This is a genomic window from Cupriavidus sp. MEYA8 (genome assembly GCF_059278825.1).
Genome location: NZ_CM181221.1, coordinates 3,588,243 through 3,608,243, shown reverse-complemented (window position 1 = coordinate 3,608,243; position 20,001 = coordinate 3,588,243). Strand labels below are relative to the sequence as shown.

Below are 20,001 nucleotides of genomic sequence, written 5' to 3'. Positions count from 1 at the left end.
TCAGCGCGGCGAGGTGGCGCGGTCGCCGACCGCGATCACGTTGGAGGCGTCGGTCACCAGCGCGTACGCCACGCCGGGGAACACGCGGAAGACAAAGGCGAGCCCGTAACGCTCGTCAGGCAGGCGGATGCTGCGGTTCTGGTCGGTCCGGTCGTGTACGGTCTCGCCGGTGCGCGACAGCGCCAGCACTTGCCCGGGCTCGAGCCCGGCCTTGCTGCCGACGTTGAGCACCACCACCTGCTTGGCACCGCCGAATTCGACGCCGCCATAGACCTTGGCAACGCGGCCGTCGACCTCGACATCGGGCGCGTGCGGCACGTAGCGCACCGCTTCGCGCGCCGGCTGCGGCATCAGCATCGTGCCCACGCCCATCTCTTGCTGGGCCTGCGTGACCTGCAGCGTGGACACCGCGTCGGGGCCCTGCGCGCCGCGCGCCAGCCGGACGTTGCCCTCGTACTCGGCCTCATAGCCCAGCACGGCGTTGGTGACCGGATCGCGCACCGGCGTGACCGGCCGGTAGGCCTGCCAGTCGCTGCCGGCCGGCGCATCGGGCGCAATGCCGCGCGCGTAGGCGCTGTCGTCGCGGCCCAGGTACACGCGCGATTCGGGCACCGCGACGATCCGTGCCGAGGTTGCAAGCGTGCCTTCGTCGACCACCAGCGGCCGGATCAGGAACGGCTCGATATCGCTGGCGGAAATGCTGAGGATGGCGGCGCCGTCCACATCGCCGCCGCGCACGCGAGGTGACAGTTGCACAGTCCCGTTGCCCGCGGGGGTGGTCGACAGCCAGGCGCGGCCGTCGCGCTGGATCAGGTACAGGATCTGGCCGGGGTAAATAAGGTGCGGGTTGCGGATCTGCTGCTGGTTCATCCCCCACAACTCGGGCCAGCGCCACGGCTGGCGCAGGTATCGGCCCGAAATGCCCCACAGCGTGTCGCCGTTGCGCACGGTGTACTGCGAGGGCGCATTGGGGGCGAGATCGGCGATCGGGATGCCCTGGCGGGCAGTGCGCTGGGCCTCGGCCTGCTGCGCCGCCGTGACCGTCAGGTCGGCGGCCCTGGCGGGCAGTGTTGCCGCGGCAGTGATGCCGGCGGCACTCAGCAATGTGAGGGTGAACGCGTGCAGCCTGCGGCCCGACGCCGCCTGGTGTTCTTTGGTAAGATCGCGCATTTTCCTGAACCGGCCGGTGGTTCGGCCGGATTGACCCTGGAGAGCGTGCCTGCTTCGGCGCGCCTTGATTTTTTGTACTGGCGCCCCGATTCTGCATGTAAAGTCCCGACGCCGCAACGCGGCCGGGCCGCTCGCTCAAGCGGGCGTTGCGCCCTAGCATCATGGCAAAACTCGACATCCTGACCTACCCCGATCCCCGTCTGCACACCGTCGCGAAACCTGTCGCGGCCGTGGACGACCGTATTCGCCAGCTGGTGAAGGACATGGCCGAGACCATGTACGAAGCGCCGGGCATCGGCCTGGCCGCGACGCAGGTGAACGTCCACGAGCAGGTGGTGGTGATCGACGTTTCCGAAACGCGCGACCAGCTCCAGGTCTTTATCAATCCGGAAGTCGTCTGGGCCAGCGACAAGCGCAAGGTGTGGGAAGAGGGCTGCCTGTCGGTGCCCGAGATCTATGACCGCGTCGAGCGCCCCGACCGCGTGCGCGTGCGCGCGCTCAACGAGAAGGGCGAGACCTTCGAGCTGGACGCCGACGACCTGCTGGCCGTATGTATCCAGCATGAGATCGACCACCTGCGCGGCAAGGTCTTCGTCGAGTACCTGTCGCCGCTGAAGCTGAACCGCATCAAGAGCAAGCTGCAGAAGCGCGAACGCACGCGCATGTAAGTCGCGCGCGCGGCATCCGCGAGAAGCGCGCGAAGATGTAACAGCACGGCGGAATCCGCCGCCTGCGCTCGACACACGCGCGGGGTCTGCTATCTTTATGACTTCCGAAGAACAAACGTACCGGCCGCGATAGCGGCCGGTTGCGCTTTCAGCCCGCGCTTTCAGCCAGTATTCACCTCGGAACCTGCCATGTCCCAAGCCAAGCCCCTGCGTGTCGCCTTTGCCGGCACGCCCGAGTTCGCGCGCGTCGCGCTTGAAGCCATCCACGCCGCCGGCTTTCCCGTGGTGGCCGTGCTGACGCAGCCGGACCGGCCCGCGGGCCGCGGCATGCAGCTGCAGGCAAGCCCGGTCAAGCAGTACGCGGTGGCCAACGGGCTCGGCCCGGTGCTGCAGCCCCGTTCGCTGCGCCGGCAAGGCAAGTATCCGGAAGAGGCCGCGGCGGCCGTGGACACGCTGGCGGAACTCGCCCCCGACGTGATGGTGGTCGCCGCCTACGGCCTGATCCTGCCGGCCGAGGTGCTGGAGTTGCCGCGCCTGGGCTGCCTCAACATCCACGGCTCGCTGCTGCCGCGCTGGCGCGGCGCGGCGCCGATCCACCGCGCCATCGAGGCCGGCGATGCCGAGACCGGCATCACGCTGATGCAGATGGACGAGGGCCTGGACACCGGCGACATGCTCACGCGCGAGGCCGTGCCGATCGGCGCCGACGACACCACCGGCACGCTGCACGACAAGCTGGCCGCGCTGGGCGCGCGCATGACCGTCGCCGCGCTGCAGGAACTGGCCGCTGGCCGCGCGCTGGCGGCGACGAAACAGCCCGAAGCCGGCGTCACCTACGCCGAGAAGATCGCCAAGGACGAGGCGCCGCTGGACCTGCGCCGCCCGGCCACGGCGCTGGCCAGCCAGGTACGCGCCTTCAACCCGTTCCCCGGCGCCACCGTGCAGGTCGGCGATACCGTCATCAAGTGCTGGCAGGCAATGCCGCTGGCCGCGGCCAGCAGCCTGCCGCACCCGCCCGGGACGGTGCTGGCGGCCGATGCCGGCGGCATCATCATCGCCTGCGGCGACGGCAGCGCCCTGCAGGTGACCGAGCTGCAGAAGCCGGGCGGGCGCCGCCAGCCGGCGCAGCAGTTCCTGCAGGCCATGCCGGTGCCGCCGGGCACGCGCTGCGTGGTCCCCGGCAATGGCGCGGCGCAGGCATAATCAGTCAAGCCGGCGCGGCAAGCACTTCGTGTGCGTCATGCGCCATGGTGCGGCGGCTGGTCCCCGCAAGCAGTTGAATTTTCTGGTGTTGGCCCCTATCTAACGGTCATCGCACCGGCATGTTTTGCAACGTCTTGCAGCAGCCGGCGCGGTCCACTACATGGAGATCACCGCAATGTTCAACTGGGTCAAGACCTTCATGCTGATGGCGGCCATCACGGCGCTGTTCATCGTCATCGGCGGCATGATCGGCGGACGCAGCGGCATGATGATGGCGCTGCTGCTCGCGCTCGGCATGAACTTCTTCTCCTACTGGTTCTCGGACAAGATGGTCCTGCGCATGTACAACGCGCAGGAAGTCGACGCCAGTACCGCGCCGCAGTTCTACGGCATGGTGCAGGAGCTGGCGCAGCGCGCCAACCTGCCGATGCCGCGCGTCTACCTGATCAATGAAGACGCGCCGAACGCCTTCGCCACCGGCCGCAACCCGGAACACGCCGCGGTGGCCGCGACCACCGGCATCCTGCGCGTACTGTCCGAGCGCGAGCTGCGCGGCGTGATGGCGCATGAGCTGGCGCACGTGCGCCATCGCGACATCCTGACCTCGACCATTGCCGCGACCATGGCCGGTGCCATTTCCGCGCTGGCCAACATGGCGATGTTCTTCGGCGGCCGCGACGAGAACGGCAACCGCACCAATCCCATCGCAAGCATTGCGGTGGCAATCCTGGCGCCGCTGGCGGCCTCGCTGATCCAGATGGCGATCTCGCGCGCGCGCGAATTTGAAGCCGACCGCGGCGGCGCCGAGATCTGCGGCGACCCGCAGGCGCTGGCCAGCGCGCTCGACAAAATCCACCGCTATGCGCAGGGCATCCCGTTCCAGGCGGCCGAGGAGCACCCGGCCACGGCGCAGATGATGATCATGAACCCGCTCTCGGGCGGCGCCATCGCCAACCTGTTCTCGACCCACCCGGCGACCGAGGAACGCATCTCGCGCCTGATGCAGATGGCGCAGACCGGGACCTATCCCGCCTGATCGGGCGGGAGTTCGCGGGGTCCCTGGGGAGCCCGCCGGGGAGCCAATGTGGCTCAATTCCGGAGCGCGGCTCCCACACAAGGTAAACTGCCCGCTGGTTTAAACATGGACCAGCGGGCATTTTTCTTGCCCTCGCCCGGCTGCCCACCGATTCACGACTTACCTGCCGCCTCACCCGCTGCCTGACCGATATGCGCCTGCCTCCCGATTCGCTTGCCTTCCAGATGCTTGGCGCCGCCGCCGCGGTACGCGCCGTCAGCGAAGGCACCGCCTTGCCGCAGGCGATCGAAGACGCCGCCGCGCAGTTGCGCCTGGACCGCGTGCGCGATGCCGCCACGCGCGGTGCGCTGCAGGACATCGCTTACCGCACCATGCGCCAGTTCGGCACCGCGCGTGCGCTGGTGACGAAGCTGGTCACGCGCCCGCCCGGCGCGCAGGTGGACTCGCTGCTGGCGGTGGCGCTTGCGCTGCTGCTCGAGCAGGCACCGGGCCAGCGGCAGGACAAAGACAGCCAGGACGCGGCACAGGGCGCGACGCCGGGCACCCCGGGCCGCGCCGGCTACAGCACCTTCACGGTGGTCGATCAGGCGGTCAGCGCGGCCGCGTCGGAACCCAAGACTGCGCACGCCCGCGGCCTGGTCAACGCGGTACTGCGCCGTTTCCTGCGCGAGCGCAAGGCGCTGCTGGCCGAGGTCAACCGCGACGAACAGGCGCGCTGGAACCTGCCGCCGTGGTGGCTGCGCATGCTGCGCGAGGCGTACCCGGAGCAGTGGACCGATCTCGCCGCGAGCGTCAACGTGCGCCCGCCGATGACGCTGCGCGTCAACACCGCGCGGGTCAGCGTGAAGCAATACCAGACCGACCTGGCCAATGCCGGTCTCGCCGGCACCGTGGTCGGCCCGCAGGCCGTGCGCCTGGTGCGCGCGGTGCCGGTGACGCAATTGCCGGGCTTCGCCGAAGGCACGGTGTCGGTGCAGGACGCCGGCGCGCAACTGGCCGCGCCGCTGCTCGAGGTGGCCGACGGCATGCGCGTGCTCGATGCCTGCGCCGCGCCCGGCGGCAAGACCGGCCACCTGCTGGAGCTTGCCGACATCGACGTGACCGCGGTGGAAAGCGACCCGCAGCGCGCCACGCGCATCAACGAGAACCTCGCGCGCCTCGGCACGCAGGCCCGCATCGTGGTGGGCGATGCCAGCCGGCCCGCCGACTGGTGGGACGGCCAGCCCTTCGACCGCATCCTGGCCGACGTGCCGTGCTCGGCCTCCGGCATCGTGCGGCGCCATCCCGATATCCGCTGGCTGCGCCGTGAGACCGATATCGCCAAGCTGATCACCGAGCAGCGCCGCATCGTGTCGCAGCTGTGGCCGCTGCTCAAGCCGGGCGGCATCCTGGTCTACGTCACGTGTTCTATTTTCCCAACGGAAGGCGAGGAGCAGGCGCGCTGGTTTGGTGCACAACTGGCAGATGCGATACGATTGCAGGCGCCGGGGCAGCTGCTGCCCGGCACCCGTACGACAACGCACTCGGCCGGCGAACAAGGTGAAAAGGACCCTGGCCACGCCAGCCTGCCATCGGATCACGATGGCTTTTTCTACGCCCGCTTCCAGAAACGCGCCTGATCTGATCCGATGCCGAGCACGCCGCGCCCATCAGACTGCCGCGTTACCGTGGATTTCGCCGCGGGAATGACGCAACTGCGGACGCAACTGCGGGCGTGCATGCGTGTGCTGATGCTCGCGCTGGCTCTGCTGCTGTGGCTGCCGCCTGCCGCCCAGGCGCAGGTGATCGAGGCTACCGAGGCCCGCATCGAATACCAGGACGGTGGCTTCGAACTGGCTGCGAGCTTCGAGTTCGACCTGCCGCCCGCGCTGGAAGACGCGCTGCACAAGGGCATATCGCTATATTTCGTGGTCGATTTCGAGCTGACGCGGCCGCGCTGGTACTGGTTCGACGACAAGCCGGTCAACACCAGCCGCAGCGTGCGCTTGTCCTACCAGCCGCTGACGCGGCAATACCGCATTTCCACCGGCGGCCTGCAGCTGCCGTTCTCGCGGCTGAAGAGCGCGCTGCAGTTTGTCCAGCGGGTACGCGGCTGGCGCGTGTTCGAGCGCAACGCGGTCAAGCCCGGCGAGAGCTATCACGCGCAGGTGCGCATGCGGCTGGACCTGTCGCAACTGCCCAAGCCGTTCCAGATCAATGCGGTCAATACGCGCGACTGGAACCTGGCTTCGGACTGGCGGCGCTTTATCTACACCGTGCCGACGGACCTGAACGCGATCCCGACGCCGGTGCCGGTGCCCGCGGTTCCGGCGCCGCCGCCGGCGCCGCCGCCGCTGCCCGCTTCACCTGCCGCACCCATGCCCATGCCCATGCCGGCGCCCGCGTCTGCGCCGGGCGCACCCGCCGCCGCGGCGGAGCCGCGCAACACCGTGTTCGTGCAGGCGGTATCGAGCGCGCTGTTGCCCGCGCTGCTGGCGCAGCCGGCGCTGTCCGCCTCAAGCCAGCCATGAACACTTCGCTGTGGGACAGCCGTTTCCGGCGCGTGCTGTATCGCGTCGTGGCAGGCATCATCGTGTTCCTGGCGCTGGTGCTGGTCGGCCTGCTGGCCGGGGCATCGGCCAATACCGAATTCTTCGATCGCTATTTCACGCTGCTGTTCAAGGTGAACCTGGTGATCGGCGCGCTGCTGGTGCTGATCGTCGGCGCGCTCGCGGTGACGCTGTGGCTGCGCTACCGCCGCGGCAAGTTCGGCACGCGGCTGATGACCAAGCTCGCGGTGTTCTTCGGCGTGGTGGGCGTGCTGCCGGGCGTGCTGATCTACCTGGTGTCGCTGCAGTTCGTTTCGCGCAGCATCGAGTCCTGGTTCGACGTGCGCGTGGAAACCGCGCTCGAAGCCGGCCTCAACCTAGGCCGCTCCACCATCGACAGCGCGCTGGCCGACCTGCAGGGCAAGGCGCGGCTGATGGCCGAGCAGCTCTCCGGTTCGTCGGGCGTGTCCACGTCGCTGCAGCTGAGCCGGCTGCGCGAGCAATACGGCGTGCAGGAGGCGGCAATCTTCACCGGCAGCGGCCGCGTGCTGGCCACCGCATCGAGCAACTACGCCGCGCTGGTGCCCGACCTGCCTTCGGGCGTGCTGGCGGAGCAGGCGCGGCTGGCGGGCGGCTACGCCGCGGTCGAAGGCGGCACCGATCCGACGCAGGACAGCCAGGGCGCCGAGCGCGTCGAAGGCACCCCCCTGTACCGGCTGCGCGTGATCATCCCGCTGGGCGCGGCGCCGACCACCGCGCAGGAGCAGGTGGCCGCGAGCACGCCGCGCGCGACACCGCGCCCGCGCTGGGCCGGGTCGGGCCTGTCGGTGGAGCGCCGTCCCGAGGAAGCGCCGTCGAGCGGCTTCGGCCTGGTCGGCGAGACCGTGCGCGAGGAGCGTTACCTGCAGGTGCTGCACCCCGTGCCGGCCGTGCTCGCGCGCAATGCCGACGAGGTGCAGCGTGCCTACCAGGAGTACCAGGAGAAAGCGCTGGGCCGCACCGGCCTGCGCAAGATGTATATCGGGACGCTGACGCTGACGCTGTTCCTCGCGGTCTTTATCGCGGTAATGCTGGCCCTGCTGCTCGGCGGCCAGCTGGCGCGGCCGCTGCTGATGCTGCTGCAGGGGACCAAGGAAGTGGCCGAGGGCGACCTGTCGCCCAAGCGCGAGCTGAAGAGCCGCGACGAACTCGGCATGCTGACCCAGCAGTTCAACCAGATGACGCGGCAGCTGGCCGAGGCGCGCCTGGCGGTGGAAGAAAACCGCGCGGCGCTGGAGCAGTCAAAGGCCTACCTGGAAAGCGTGCTGCAGAACCTGACCGCGGGCGTGCTGGTATTCGACCGGCGCTTCGTGCTGATCACCGCCAACCCCGGCGCCGAGCGCATCTTCCGCCAGCCGTTCGGCGCCGTGCTGGGACTGCCGGTGGAGCAGATCCCGGGGATGGGCCCGTTCGGCGAGATCGTGCGCCAGGCGTTCTCCGACCAGAACACCAGCGAGGTGCTGGGCGGCGCCGAGCATTGGCAGAAGCAGATCGAGCTGCCGCAGGGCCACGGCGGCGGCATGGACGAACAACCGCTGACGCTGCTGGTGCGCGGCGCGCGGCTGCCCGGCGGCGAGCGCGACGAGCCCGGCTACGTCATCGTCTTCGACGATATTTCCGATGTGATTTCCGCTCAACGCTCGGTGGCCTGGGGCGAAGTGGCCCGTCGCCTCGCGCACGAGATCAAGAACCCGCTGACGCCGATCCAGCTGTCGGCCGAGCGGCTGCAGATGAAGCTCTCGCCCAAGCTGGAAGGCACCGACGTCGACGTGCTCAAGCGCGGCGCGGCCACGATCGTCAGCCAGGTGGCGGCGATGAAGCGCATGGTCGACGATTTCCGCGACTACGCGCGCACGCCGCCCGCGGTGCTGCAATCGCTGCAGCTCAACAGCCTGGTGTCAGAGGTGCTGCATCTGTATGGCATCGACGATCCCGCGCTGCACGAGCATCCGGTGATCCATCCGGCGCTGGGCGCTGCGCTGCCCGAGATCAAGGGCGACCCTACGCAACTGCGGCAGGTCATCCACAACCTGCTGCAGAACGCGCAGGATGCGGCCGCCGAGAACGTGGCGGCGGGTAGGGCGGCGCCCCATATCACTCTGAACACCGAGACTGTAGAATATAAAGATTCTGCCGGCGAAAACCGGCAGGCCGTCAAGCTCACCGTTGCGGACAATGGCCCCGGCTTTGCACCACGGATCCTGAGCCGCGCGTTCGAGCCCTACGTGACCACCAAAGCCAAGGGCACGGGTCTCGGGCTTGCGATGGTAAAGAAGATCATTGACGAACACGGTGCGCGCATCGAGCTGCGCAATCGCCTGGAAGGTGCGGAGGTCGTCGGTGCACAGATCTCGATCCTGTTCGTTAAACTGGCATAGTCAACTTTTGGCGATCCGGTCCCGGAACGCTGCGGTGGGGTTAAGAGGGGAAGTATGGCAACCATCCTCGTAGTCGATGACGAAATGGGAATCCGGGAGCTGCTCTCGGAGATCCTCAGCGACGAAGGCCACGTGGTCGAACTCGCGGAGAACGCGCAGCAGGCGCGCGAATACCGCGCGGGCGGCACACCTGACCTTGTGCTGCTCGATATCTGGATGCCCGATACCGATGGCGTCAGCCTGCTCAAGGAATGGTCCGCGCAGGGCCAGCTGAGCATGCCCGTCATCATGATGTCGGGCCATGCCACCATCGACACCGCGGTCGAGGCCACCAAGATCGGCGCGCTGAATTTCCTGGAAAAACCGATCGCGCTGCAGAAGCTGCTGTCCGCGGTGGAGCAGGGCCTGGCACGCGGCATCGAACGCCCGCGCAGCGCTCCCGCCGCCACCGCCGCGCCGGCAAGCGCTCCTTCGGCCGAATCCGCCAGCGCCACCGCCGCACCGGAAGCCGCAGCCGAGACCGCCGCCAATGGCAGCCCTGCGCGCGTGCCCGAGGCCGAGATGCAGTTCTCGTTCGACATGCCGTTGCGTGAAGCGCGTGACCTGTTCGAGCGCGCCTACTTCGAGTACCACCTGCTGCGCGAACACGGCAGCATGACTCGCGTGGCCGAGAAGACCGGGCTGGAGCGTACCCACCTGTACCGCAAGCTCAAGCAGCTCGGTGTCGAACTGGGCCGCAACAAGCCTGAACCGGCCGAGCAGTGAGCCAGTGACGCAGATGTCGCTTGACGGCGCCAAAGACAACGGTTATAGTCTCACTTCTTTGGCCCGGTAGCTCAGTCGGTAGAGCAGAGGATTGAAAATCCTTGTGTCGGCGGTTCGATTCCGTCCCAGGCCACCAGAATAAAAAAGCCCGGCTCTTGCAGCCGGGCTTTTTTGCTTTTGGAAAGCGGTGTCGGTCATGGTCCGGCCCGCTGGCATCAAGGCCAATGTCTTTGCCTGCCACGCAACACCCAATCCAGAAGTAAATATCTTCTACTTGGCACCCGTTATAGGTATCTCTAGGATTGCCTGATGCCCTGCCACCTGGCAGCGCGTCGCGCGCCGGCAAAACCGCTCTCGGCTACAGAACAATGCGGTACCCGGCGCAGGGAAGTCCTTTCTACCGGGGGTCAGATGGATACGTTGATCGGGACGGGCGGCGAGCGCGGCCTGTGGAAGAGCACCATGGCCGCGGCGAGCCAGGCACTGGGCGCGGCCGGCAAGGTCCAGCAGGCCGTGACGCAGACGCTGAAACTGCAGCGCAAGATCCGCGAGTTGCGCGACGCCTTGCACCAGGCCGAGGCGGAACGCGACGTCTATCGCGAACTCCATGCCCGCACCGTCGACGAACTGCACCAGGCGGTGGACCGCAGTCCGGCCGAGATGCGGCGGCTGCGAGCCGTGGCCGAGGCCATGCAGGTGCGCCATCGCGCCTACAAGCTGCTGGTGCAGCACTACATGCGACTGGGTACGCCGATCGATCCGGCGGTCTTCGCCGAGCAGCGCAGCCGCGTGCAGCAGCACATCCTGTTCCAGCGCCGCAAGGGCATCCAGGTGTCGGAGATCGGCGTCGACGATATCGCGTTCCTGCTGCGCTGAGGCGAACCGGGGTGCAAACTCAGGTGCGAACTCAGGTCGAGCGCTCCGATATATCCGCTTCGCCCGCATGCAGCCCGTCGTCGCTGACGACGCGGTTGCGCCCGTGCGTCTTGGCATCGTAGAGGCGCCGGTCGGCGATCGCCAGCAGCGCGTCCAGCGCGAGCGGGGCGTCGGCCGGCGATTCGGCCACGCCGATCGAGACCGTGAAGCGGATTACGCGCTCGGGGCCCGAGGTTCCCGCGTCTGCGGCATGGAGCGCGGGATCGGACTCGGGCTCGGCTTCCGGCTCGGCCGCCACCGCACAGCCGGCGATCGCCTCGCGCAGGCGCTCCGCGATCCGCACCGCATCGGCCAGGCCGGTCTGCGGCAACATCACGGCGAACTCTTCGCCGCCAAGGCGCGCGGGCAGGTCGAACCCGCGCAGCGTGCCGTGCAGGGCCTGCGCCAGCGCTCCCAGCACACGGTCGCCGCTGGCGTGCCCCCAGCGGTCGTTGACCTTCTTGAAGAAATCGATATCGATCAGCAGCACCGACAGCGCGGTACCGCCGCGTTGCTGGCGCCTGGCCTCACGCCCGAAGCTGGCGCGGAAATGCCTGCGGTTGGCCAGGCCGGTGAGCGGGTCCTGCTGCGCCAGTTCCTGCAGCTTCTCGCCCAGCGCAAGGTAGTGATCGAACAGCTGCGTGACCACGCGCATCGTGACCCACAGCAGCAGCGGCAACAGCAGCCAGACGATCAGCAGGGGTCCGCTCAATCGGCTGAACATCGCCGGTGCCAGCGAAGACAGCGGCAGCACGTCGACCACCAGCCACGGGCTTTGCCCCGCGCGCTGGAAGAACAGCAGGTCGCCGTTGTGGCCGAGCATGCCGGAGCCCCGCGCGAACAACTCCGCCACGCCATGCCCGGACCAGTCTCCGGGTATGGCCTCGGGCCACTTCCGCAGGCCGGTGAGCCCGCTGCCGGATGACGACACCACGTCGCCGTGCACATTGACCATGTAGTGCACCGTGCCCGGCTCGCTGGCGGCACCCAGCAGCTCGTGCAGGCGCTGCTGCGCGACGTCGACGGCGATCACGCCGCGGAACTGGCTGCCGGCATAGACCGGGATGCTGATCGTCGTCAGCACGCGCGAACCCTCGAATTCGGTATAGAGCGGCGCCCAATGGATTGACCGGGTCGGGTTCCGCGCCGGCATGTGGCCGCGATAGTAGTCCATGCTGTCGAATCGCTGCATCAGCCGGACGGCCTTGGCAGGATCCTGCGGCGGATAGATAGCGAAGAAGCCATTGGACGAGATGAACAGCGCATTGCCCTGGATCAGGTCGCCGCGCAGCCCCAGCCCGAGCAGCTGGCTCAGCGTGCGGCCGACCATCAGGTCGGCCTTCAGGTCGGCATCGCGGCGGGCAAAGCCTTGCAGGCCGGCAAGGCTGCGGGGACCGACGCCGATCAGTGGCGCATCGCCACGCTGCAGGGGCAATTGCCAGGCATCGTCATTGCGGGCGGCATAGGCGCGCTCGATATCGGCATCGGCCGTGCCGACATTGGCGTACAGGGCGAACAGATACTCGGAGAAGTCGCGCAGGAAAAACAGGCGGCGGCGTTCGGCGGACAGGATTGCGTCGACGCCCAGCGCGCGCAGCACCAGCGCATGCTGGCGCTCGCCGATGACGCGCTCGCGCACCAGGTACAGCTCGCGCGCGGCGACCACCAGCGTGACCAGGAACACCGCGCCGAAGCAAGCCAGCACGACCCGTTGCGGGCGCATGACGGCAAGGCGGGGCAGCCAGCGCGGCTGCGGCAGCAAACGTCGCCACATGGGGCGGGCTCCTGTCGGTGCGGTCAGGGGTCGGGCCTGGCCTGCCGGCGGGCAGGCGCGCGATATCGATGTGCTGGCCGTGCAGACTGGCTTAGTGTAGACGAGAGCCAGCCCGCGGTGTCGATTCGATACCCGGCGTCAGCACACAACAAAGCCGCCGCGCATTGACGCTCGGAGGCGCCGGCGGAACACTGTCGCGTCCGCGCGGGACCTGGCATCGCGCACGGAAAATCCCCCGCTGAATGCCACCGTATGAGGCGTCGTCTCAGGCGACGTTGCCGATCTTGCCGCTGCAAATTCCCCCCGTCTGTCCCGCACTCGTGGCCACTACCTTGCGCTTGCGCGCCGGCATGGGGGCGCAGCGATGAGTACGCGCGCCCGCCGCCTGGTGGCAGAGGGACTGGGCACCGCGCTGCTGGTGGCGATCGTGATCGGCTCGGGCATCCGTGCCGAGCGACTTGCCGCCGGCGATACCGCGCTGGCGCTGCTGGCCAATTCGCTGGCCACCGGCGCCGGGCTGGTGGCGCTGCTGGTCTCGCTGGGGCCGGTGTCGGGCGGGCACTTCAACCCGGTGGTGAGCCTGTCCGCGCTGGTGCAAGGCACGCTAACGCCGCGCGATGCGCTGCGCTACGTGGCGGTGCAGCTGGCCGGCGCCGTGTGCGGCGTGCTGGCCGCGCATGCGATGTTCGGCGAACCGGCGGTGGCGTGGTCGGGCCAGGCGCGTACCGGTGCGTCGATGTGGTGGAGCGAATGCGTGGCGACCTTCGGGCTGGTCGGCGTGGGCATCGGCACGCTGCGCAGCCGGCCGCAGCTGGTGCCGTTCGTGGTGGCGGGCTATATCACGGCGGGTTACTGGTTCACGTCGTCGACGTCGTTCGCGAACCCGGCGCTGACCATTGCCTGTGCACTGACCGATACCTTCACCGGGATCCGGCCGGTCGATGTGCCGGGCTTCGTGCTGGCGCAGCTCGGCGGCGGCCTGGCGGCGACGCTGGTGTTCCACTGGCTGTGCCGCAAGCCGCCGGCTGCGGAGGACACGGCGCATGCGTCAAACCCGGCCCAGGCCGAAAGCGCGACCACCGCCGCGATTACCGCCGCAACCACCGCCGCAACCACGCGGCGCAACTGGCAGACTGGCGCTACCAGCGCCGATTGAGCTGCACGCCGAAGATCGAACCGCTGGCCTGCGACGCCCATGCGTCGGCCGGCGCGGTATAGCCGATGCCGTCCACGTCGCTGGCGCGGCTGTAGGTATAGAACGCGCGCAGGTTGGCGTTGCCGGCCGACTTGCCCAGCGTCAGCGTGGGCGCCACCGTCAGCGCGGTGCGCTGGCCGCTGACGCCGAAGCCCGACGAAATCTGGTCGTGCGATACCTCGAAGTTCAGCCGGAACTGGTCGCTCGCCACATAGGCGGGGCGTACGCGCGTGGTGGTCCACTGCAGCGTGCCGACCGGCGATCGATCGAACTGCAGGCTCTGTTCCACCGCGCCGCCCAGACCCGAGCGGCCCCTCCATTCGATCGATTCCGCCACGCGCATGCGCGACAGCGATGGCCCCATGCCGGTGTAGCCGGTCATGGCACTGCGCGAGCCTGAGCCAAACTGCATGCCCAGGCGATTGGTGCCGTACAGCACGCCTTTCTGCTCGTGCAGCGCCGACGCCCACCATGCGCCGCCGGTGTCCTGCACCATCGGCTGGGCTTCGACGCGGGTGAAGCCGAGTTGCACCGTGCCCTTGTCGTTGGTCGGGATGGGCGCGGTGCGCAGCGAGTGGTAGCTCGGCAGGTTCTGGCCGTTCTGGTCCGCGCGCGCGGTGTACTGGTAGTTCAGGCCGATGTCGCCGATCACCCTGGCGTTGTCGATGCCGAAGCGCATCGCCGTGGAATTGGGCGGCAGCAGGCCGGACGACATCAGGAACGGCGCATTGTCGCGCCGGCCCGCCCACATGGTGGCGCCGTCCAGCACAGCCAGGCCGCTGACGGCGGTATAGAACTGCGGCACCAGCGCGTAGGGATCGATCGCGGCGGGGCGGCCGTTGACGGTGGTGGCGTCGGTGCCGCGCGCCTGGGCGATCAGCATCACCTGCGGACCGCCATCGACATCGAGCACCGACTCGCGGATTTTCACTTCGCCGGCGCTGCGGCAGGCCAGGCCGCTGCCGATGCCGGTCGACAGCGCGCCGCCCGGGCAGGCGCGCATGGTCGCCGGGCGGTCTTCGACGGCGGCGCGGCCGCTGTAGCCCAGGCGCCACACCGAGTCGCCCGCAGGATCGTCGGCGGGAAGTTGCGAGCGCAACACAGGCGGCGCCTCGGCAGGCGCTTGCGCCGTGGTGGTGGCATCGCCAGCAGCCTCCGCCAGAGCCTCGGCCCTTGCCGGGGGCGGCGCGGCAGGCGGATCGGCCTGGAACTCACCCAGACGCGGCGGGAACAGCACTAGCGGCGGCGGTGCCGGCGCCGGCGGCTCCGGCGGTCCTACGAAAGCCGGATCCGCGGCGCCGGTGGCGGCAACGGTCGCGGGGGCGCTGCCTTCGGACGGCGCGGCCGCCGCTGCAGGCGCCACAACCGGGACGGTCCCGCTGGGAGCCGTGGACGCATCGCCCGCGATCAGCGCCGCCAGCGGGTCGTCCTGGCCCGCGGTGGCTGCCGGCGCGGTCGCGGCTTGCGCGACAGGCGCTGCAGGCGCGGCCAGTACCACCGGCGGCACCGCCGGCCGCTGCGCAATGCGCGGAGGCTGCGTGCCGTCGTCAGGGGCGACAGCCAACGGGGCGACCGTCTGCGCGCACGCCGCCAACCCCCAGGCTGCCAGCACGGCAAAGCCGATGCGGCGCAGGGGCAAGCCGCCCAGGCCGGCGGCAGCGCGCAGGCAGGAGGGTTCGGCGGCAAGCCGGCAGGAGGAGGTCAGCAAGGCGGAGGGCACGACGACAACAAGGCGAAACGACGATTCCAGCGGCCTGAGCACGCGGCTGGATCGAACAAAACCCGCCGAAGGCGGGGACTGTTTTTTATCAGCCGGTCCATTTGACCGCAAGCCGGGTTACAAAATCCCTCACAGTGTTGCCCGTCTCACAATGCGAAAATCACACGCTTCCTGTCGCAATCGACTAGCGAAAACCCGCATTGGCACGATGCTCCGTGCCGAAAGGGCCACCGCTATAATCGGCTGGCTTGGTGCGACACGCATTCTCGTGTCCGGGTAGCTCCAACGTAAGGAGCATCGACCTTTGTCGAGACAAGGGGAGGGCCTTGGCCTGAACCGTCCAATCTCGACCATTACTTGCTTAGACGAACCCGGCCGAACAGCCAGAGGGGAGTCCGATGTGTTGTGAGGAAGCCGGAACACTGGCCGACTTGCAGCTTGCTTTTTGCTGGATGGATTTCCAGCCATTGCCCAAGGGCGGGGACGCTCGCCTTTGGGCGAGTTCTCTGTAGACATCCCCCTAACGGAGGGTGTATGCGGCCAAACAGCGGAGATTCCGTTGTATCGCCGCAACATAGCATTCAAACCGTTCTGGATAGAACGGCGCTACGTTCTTTGGGACGGCAGCCAGCGCTCGCAAGAGCGACCGATGCCGTCAGGCGCTCGCTTGCATAGGAGCACAGTGGTAGGTAAGTGAGGTCCCGGAGCGGTAGCTCTGTGCATTATGGTTCGGTCGGATATGCCCGAAAGGGTTACACGATAGAGAACCTGCTATGCGACTAGCAGTAGCCTAGGGAGACATGCGTCACTGGTAACGGTGGGGTGTGAAGCTCTCCTGACAATGTAGCCCCCGAAAGGGTGCCATCAGGTCGCGAGACAGGATGGTGGAGGCTCCGAGCAGCAACGGGGTTGAGGCGCTAGGCTGACTGGTATGGGTAACGTAAGTGAACTGCTGATAAACGTCGTAACGATTGAGATGCCAAAGCTGCTGCTAGGCATTAACCAAAAGGTGTGTGGTCGGTTGTCCTACTCAAGCCTTGGGACACGTCGCCACGATGACCACCGGCGGAAAGGCAGACCCTAACCCAGTCGTGTAATGCGCAGGGAACGTGGTAAGCCCGTATGGCTGCCGGAGCGCAGTTTGGCTCAGGCAGGCGAACCGCAAGGAACGCTGTTGGCTGTGCGGGTATGGGAGGTTGGAAAAAGCGAATGCCGGGCTGTAATGGTCCGGATAGGGGTTGAGACATCATCCCACGCGAAAGCGGGCAGACTTCCAACTGGTCAATCGTCGCAGGACGGCTGACTGATCTCGCTTGTTTAAATTTTTCTTCCCTTGAGGGGCAACACGTCCCTCAAGGGGCGTGCTGTCTCTTGATGTTGGGGGAGATCCTCAAGATTGGAGAGCAGCATGGAAGCATTGATCCGCAAGGATGAATCTGCGCTCTCCGGCGTGCCGCAAACCTGGGGCGCCATTAATTGGCGCCGCGTGGAGCGGAACGTTCGAGAAATGCAGATTCGAATTGCGAAGGCGACACAGGAAGGGGACTGGCGTAGGGTGAAAGCCCTGCAACGGTCTCTGACCCGCTCGTTCTCCGCCAAAGCACTGGCGGTACGACGAGTGACGATGAACCAAGGTAAGCGAACGGCAGGCGTCGATCGCGAAAAGTGGACAACGCCTGAAGCCCGGTGGGAAGCCATTGGGAGGTTGAAGCGCCGGGGGTACAGACCTTTGCCATTACGGAGGGTTTTCATCCCCAAGGCCAATGGGAAGGAGCGCCCTCTGGGCATTCCAACCATGTTGGACCGAGCCATGCAAGCGCTGTATTTGCTGGCACTGGAACCGGTGTCCGAAGGAACGAGCGATCCGAACTCCTATGGGTTCAGGACCAACCGATCCACCGCGGATGCCATGTCCCAGCTGTTTGTTTCCTTATCCCAGAAGGCCTCGGCTCAATGGGTGCTGGAAGCTGACATAAAAGGATGCTTTGACCATATCAGTCACGACTGGCTGGAGCGCAATGTCCCGATGGACAAAGCAATCCTTCGGAAGTGGTTGAAGGCTGGCGTGGTATTTCAGGGTCAGTTTCAGGCGACCGAAGCCGGAACACCGCAGGGAGGCATCATTTCCCCGACTCTGGCAAATGTGGCGCTGAACGGCTTGGAAACACAACTGACCAAGTTCCTCGGAACGAAGTTGGGAGCGACCAAGACGAAAAGGCTCAAAGTGAACGTTGTGCGTTACGCGGACGACTTCGTCATCACCGGTGATACGCCGGAGGTCCTAGAGAACGAAGTGAAGCCGTGGGTAGAACAGTTCCTTGCAGTACGGGGGCTGTCGCTGTCGACGGAGAAAACGCGGATCGTCAGCATCACTGACGGCTTTGACTTCCTAGGGTGGAATTTCCGGAAGTACTCGGGAACACTGCTCATAAAGCCAAGCAAGAAAAACGCGCAAGCGTTCTATCGCAAGGTAAAGGCGGTTATCAGCACCAACAAGACGGTGGAGCAGTCGGTCTTAATTCGACTGTTAAACCCGATGCTACGGGGCTGGGCGCAGTATCACAGTCCGGTGGTGGCGAAAGCGGTGTTCGCCCGTGTGGAGCATGAAATCTTTAATGCTCTACGACGGTGGGCAAAGCGGCGACATCCACATAAGTCCGTCGAATGGGTGCGTAGGAAATACTTTGCGACCGTCGGCGAACGAAACTGGGTGTTTGGAACCAAGTTCGTGAGCGGCAACGGCAGTGTAGGTTGGACGGAGTTGTACTCGCTCGCGGGTACGCCTATCCGGCGGCACAAGAAGATTCGGGGGGATTACAATCCTTTCGATCCAACGCAGGAACGGTACGGCGAGAAGCTGCGACAGGAGCGTATGTTGGAAAACATGGCGCACCGGAAGCAGTGGATCAAGCTGTATCTATCCCAGCAAGGCTTGTGCGCAGTGTGTCAGTGCAAGATAACCAAGGAAACAGGATGGGAAGATCATCACATCGAACCTCGCATACGCGGGGGCTCCGATGCGCTAGGGAATCGAGTGCTGCTGCATCCGAACTGTCACAAGCAAGTGCATCACCAAGGTAGAACTGTTGTGAAGCCGGTGTCCGAAGGGGCATTTAGTTGAGACTCGAGCCGTATGCGGGGAAACTCGCACGTACGGTTCCTAGGGGGGGACAGGTCAGTAATGACCTTCGTCCCTACCCTACTCTTTCGGGTAAGACAGCCCTCGCCGTGCGACGCAAGTCCCGGCCATGCAGGGCACGCCGCCGTGCCCGTTCGCAACAGGCACAGCGTGCGCAGGCCGCCTATCGACACGATCGCCGGCGGCATGTGCGTCACGGTCCCGCGCCCGGCACCAAGCGAGCCGCGCGCTTGCAACCGAACCAAAATTTATAAGAGGAGAAGTAGAGATGGAACGTCGTTCCTTTCTGTTGAAGGCGTCGGCCGTAGCCGCCACCGGGGCACTGGCCGCGTGCGGCAAGGGCGAAGAGAAGGCAGCGCCTGCCGCCGCCAGCGGTCCGGCAGCACCGGCCGTGGTCGGCAGCAACCCGGCCGTGGAATGGCGCCTGGCCTCGAGCTTCCCCAAGTCGCTCGACACCATTTTCGGCGGCGCCGAGCTGCTGTCGGCGCGCGTGAAGGAACTGACCGACGGCAAGTTCAACATCAAGGTGTTCGCGGCGGGCGAGATCGTGCCGGGCCTGCAGGTGCTGGACTCGGTACAGAACAACACCGTGCAGATCGGCCACACGGCCGGCTACTACTACTTCGGGAAGAACCCGACGCTGTGCTTTGACACCACCGTGCCGTTCGGCCTGACCGCGCGCCAGCAGAACGCCTGGATGCTGCAAGGCAACGGCATGAAGCTGATGCGCGAGTTCTTCAAGGAATACAACGTCGTCAACTTCCTGGGCGGCAACACAAACGCGCAGATGGGCGGCTGGTTCCGCAAGGAAATCAAGACCGTGGCCGACCTGCAGGGCCTGAAGTACCGCATCGCCGGTTTCGCCGGCGTGGTGCTGTCGCGCCTGGGCGTGGTGCCGCAGCAGATCGCCGGCGGCGACATCTACCCGGCGCTGGAAAAGGGCACCATCGACGCGGCCGAGTGGGTGGGCCCGTACGATGACGAGAAGCTGGGCTTCTACAAGGTGGCACCGTACTACTACTACCCGGGCTGGTGGGAAGGCAGCGCGCAGCTGTCGTTCTACGCCTCGGCCAGCGAGTTCGAAAAGCTGCCGGCGCTGTACAAGCGCGCACTGGAAACGGCGACCATCGAGGCCCACACCACCATGATGGCCAAGTACGACACGGTCAACCCGCAGGCACTGGCGCGCCTGCTGGAAAACGGCGTCAAGCTGCGCCCGTTCTCCAAGGAGATCATGGAAGCCTGCTTCAAGGCGACGCAGGAAGCCTACGCCGACGAAACCGCCAAGAACCCGTCGTTCAAGAAGATCTACGACGACTGGCGCGTGTTCCGCAACAACGAGGCGGCGTGGTTCAACGTGGCCGAGCAGGCCTACTCGCAGTTCAGCTTCGCGCGCAAGCTCTAAGCACGTTCCGGCCGGTGCCGGGCACAAACCCCATGCCTGTCTGCGGGCATGGGGTTTTTTATTGCC

At 66.7% G+C, this 20,001-nt stretch carries 14 protein-coding genes and 1 tRNA gene; 12 read left to right on the top strand and 3 right to left on the bottom strand.

Translation table 11 applies throughout. The annotated features are described in order from the left end of the window. Positions 1 to 1,170 carry a LysM peptidoglycan-binding domain-containing protein gene (locus tag AC5WJ1_RS16865; protein ID WP_135706168.1) on the bottom strand — a complete coding sequence of 390 codons (1,170 nt, stop codon included), beginning with the start codon at positions 1,168 to 1,170 and terminating at the stop codon, positions 1 to 3. 161 nt (positions 1,171 to 1,331) lie between these two features. Here AC5WJ1_RS16865 and def point away from each other — a divergent pair, with 161 nt between their 5' ends. From def to AC5WJ1_RS16820, 9 genes are all read left to right on the top strand, one after another. Continuing rightward, complete coding sequence (gene def, locus AC5WJ1_RS16860; protein WP_133096595.1) at positions 1,332 to 1,838, top strand: peptide deformylase; 507 nt, start codon at positions 1,332 to 1,334, stop codon at positions 1,836 to 1,838. Positions 1,839 to 2,027: 189 nt separating this feature from the next. Beyond that, complete coding sequence (fmt, locus tag AC5WJ1_RS16855; RefSeq protein ID WP_133096594.1) at positions 2,028 to 3,041, top strand: methionyl-tRNA formyltransferase; 1,014 nt, start codon at positions 2,028 to 2,030, stop codon at positions 3,039 to 3,041. Positions 3,042 to 3,216: 175 nt separating this feature from the next. Beyond that, positions 3,217 to 4,077: a zinc metalloprotease HtpX gene (htpX, locus tag AC5WJ1_RS16850; protein ID WP_133096694.1), complete on the top strand. Its 861-nt coding sequence runs from the start codon at positions 3,217 to 3,219 to the stop codon at positions 4,075 to 4,077. A 191-nt stretch (positions 4,078 to 4,268) separates the two neighbouring features. Beyond that, on the top strand, positions 4,269 to 5,696 hold the full coding sequence (gene rsmB / locus AC5WJ1_RS16845) for a 16S rRNA (cytosine(967)-C(5))-methyltransferase RsmB (RefSeq protein ID WP_133096593.1): 1,428 nt from the start codon (positions 4,269 to 4,271) through the stop codon (positions 5,694 to 5,696). A 9-nt stretch (positions 5,697 to 5,705) separates the two neighbouring features. Beyond that, complete coding sequence (locus tag AC5WJ1_RS16840; protein WP_494476232.1) at positions 5,706 to 6,587, top strand: DUF4390 domain-containing protein; 882 nt, start codon at positions 5,706 to 5,708, stop codon at positions 6,585 to 6,587. Then, positions 6,584 to 9,022 (top strand): sensor histidine kinase, encoded by a 2,439-nt coding sequence (locus AC5WJ1_RS16835; protein ID WP_135706165.1) that lies wholly within the window; start codon positions 6,584 to 6,586, stop codon positions 9,020 to 9,022. The genes AC5WJ1_RS16840 and AC5WJ1_RS16835 overlap by 4 nt, the downstream gene beginning before the upstream one ends. Before the next feature lie 54 nt (positions 9,023 to 9,076). Then, on the top strand, positions 9,077 to 9,787 hold the full coding sequence (locus tag AC5WJ1_RS16830; RefSeq protein ID WP_135706164.1) for a response regulator: 711 nt from the start codon (positions 9,077 to 9,079) through the stop codon (positions 9,785 to 9,787). 60 nt (positions 9,788 to 9,847) lie between these two features. Continuing rightward, positions 9,848 to 9,923: transfer RNA gene (locus AC5WJ1_RS16825), tRNA-Phe, on the top strand. A gap of 275 nt (positions 9,924 to 10,198) precedes the next feature. Further along, positions 10,199 to 10,663 (top strand): hypothetical protein, encoded by a 465-nt coding sequence (locus AC5WJ1_RS16820; protein ID WP_135706163.1) that lies wholly within the window; start codon positions 10,199 to 10,201, stop codon positions 10,661 to 10,663. A 31-nt stretch (positions 10,664 to 10,694) separates the two neighbouring features. Here the strand turns inward: AC5WJ1_RS16820 and AC5WJ1_RS16815 are convergent, their stop codons facing one another. Then, positions 10,695 to 12,476 (bottom strand): diguanylate cyclase, encoded by a 1,782-nt coding sequence (locus AC5WJ1_RS16815; RefSeq protein ID WP_494476231.1) that lies wholly within the window; start codon positions 12,474 to 12,476, stop codon positions 10,695 to 10,697. A 364-nt stretch (positions 12,477 to 12,840) separates the two neighbouring features. Between AC5WJ1_RS16815 and AC5WJ1_RS16810 the strand changes: the two genes are divergently transcribed. Continuing rightward, positions 12,841 to 13,632, top strand: a complete 792-nt coding sequence (locus tag AC5WJ1_RS16810; protein ID WP_240745912.1) for an aquaporin — start codon at positions 12,841 to 12,843, stop codon at positions 13,630 to 13,632. Here the strand turns inward: AC5WJ1_RS16810 and AC5WJ1_RS16805 are convergent. Then, positions 13,616 to 15,310, bottom strand: a complete 1,695-nt coding sequence (locus AC5WJ1_RS16805) for a carbohydrate porin (RefSeq protein ID WP_434033953.1) — start codon at positions 15,308 to 15,310, stop codon at positions 13,616 to 13,618. The genes AC5WJ1_RS16810 and AC5WJ1_RS16805 overlap by 17 nt on opposite strands. A 1,489-nt stretch (positions 15,311 to 16,799) precedes the next feature. On the opposite strand from AC5WJ1_RS16805, the gene ltrA reads away from it, so the two are divergent. After that, positions 16,800 to 18,512, top strand: coding sequence for a group II intron reverse transcriptase/maturase (gene ltrA / locus AC5WJ1_RS16800; RefSeq protein ID WP_171516278.1), 1,713 nt, complete (start codon positions 16,800 to 16,802; stop codon positions 18,510 to 18,512). Between the two features lie 286 nt (positions 18,513 to 18,798). Beyond that, entirely contained in the window at positions 18,799 to 19,935 is a 1,137-nt protein-coding gene (locus AC5WJ1_RS16795; RefSeq protein WP_135706159.1) for a TRAP transporter substrate-binding protein, read from the top strand. Positions 19,936 to 20,001 lie beyond the last annotated feature (66 nt).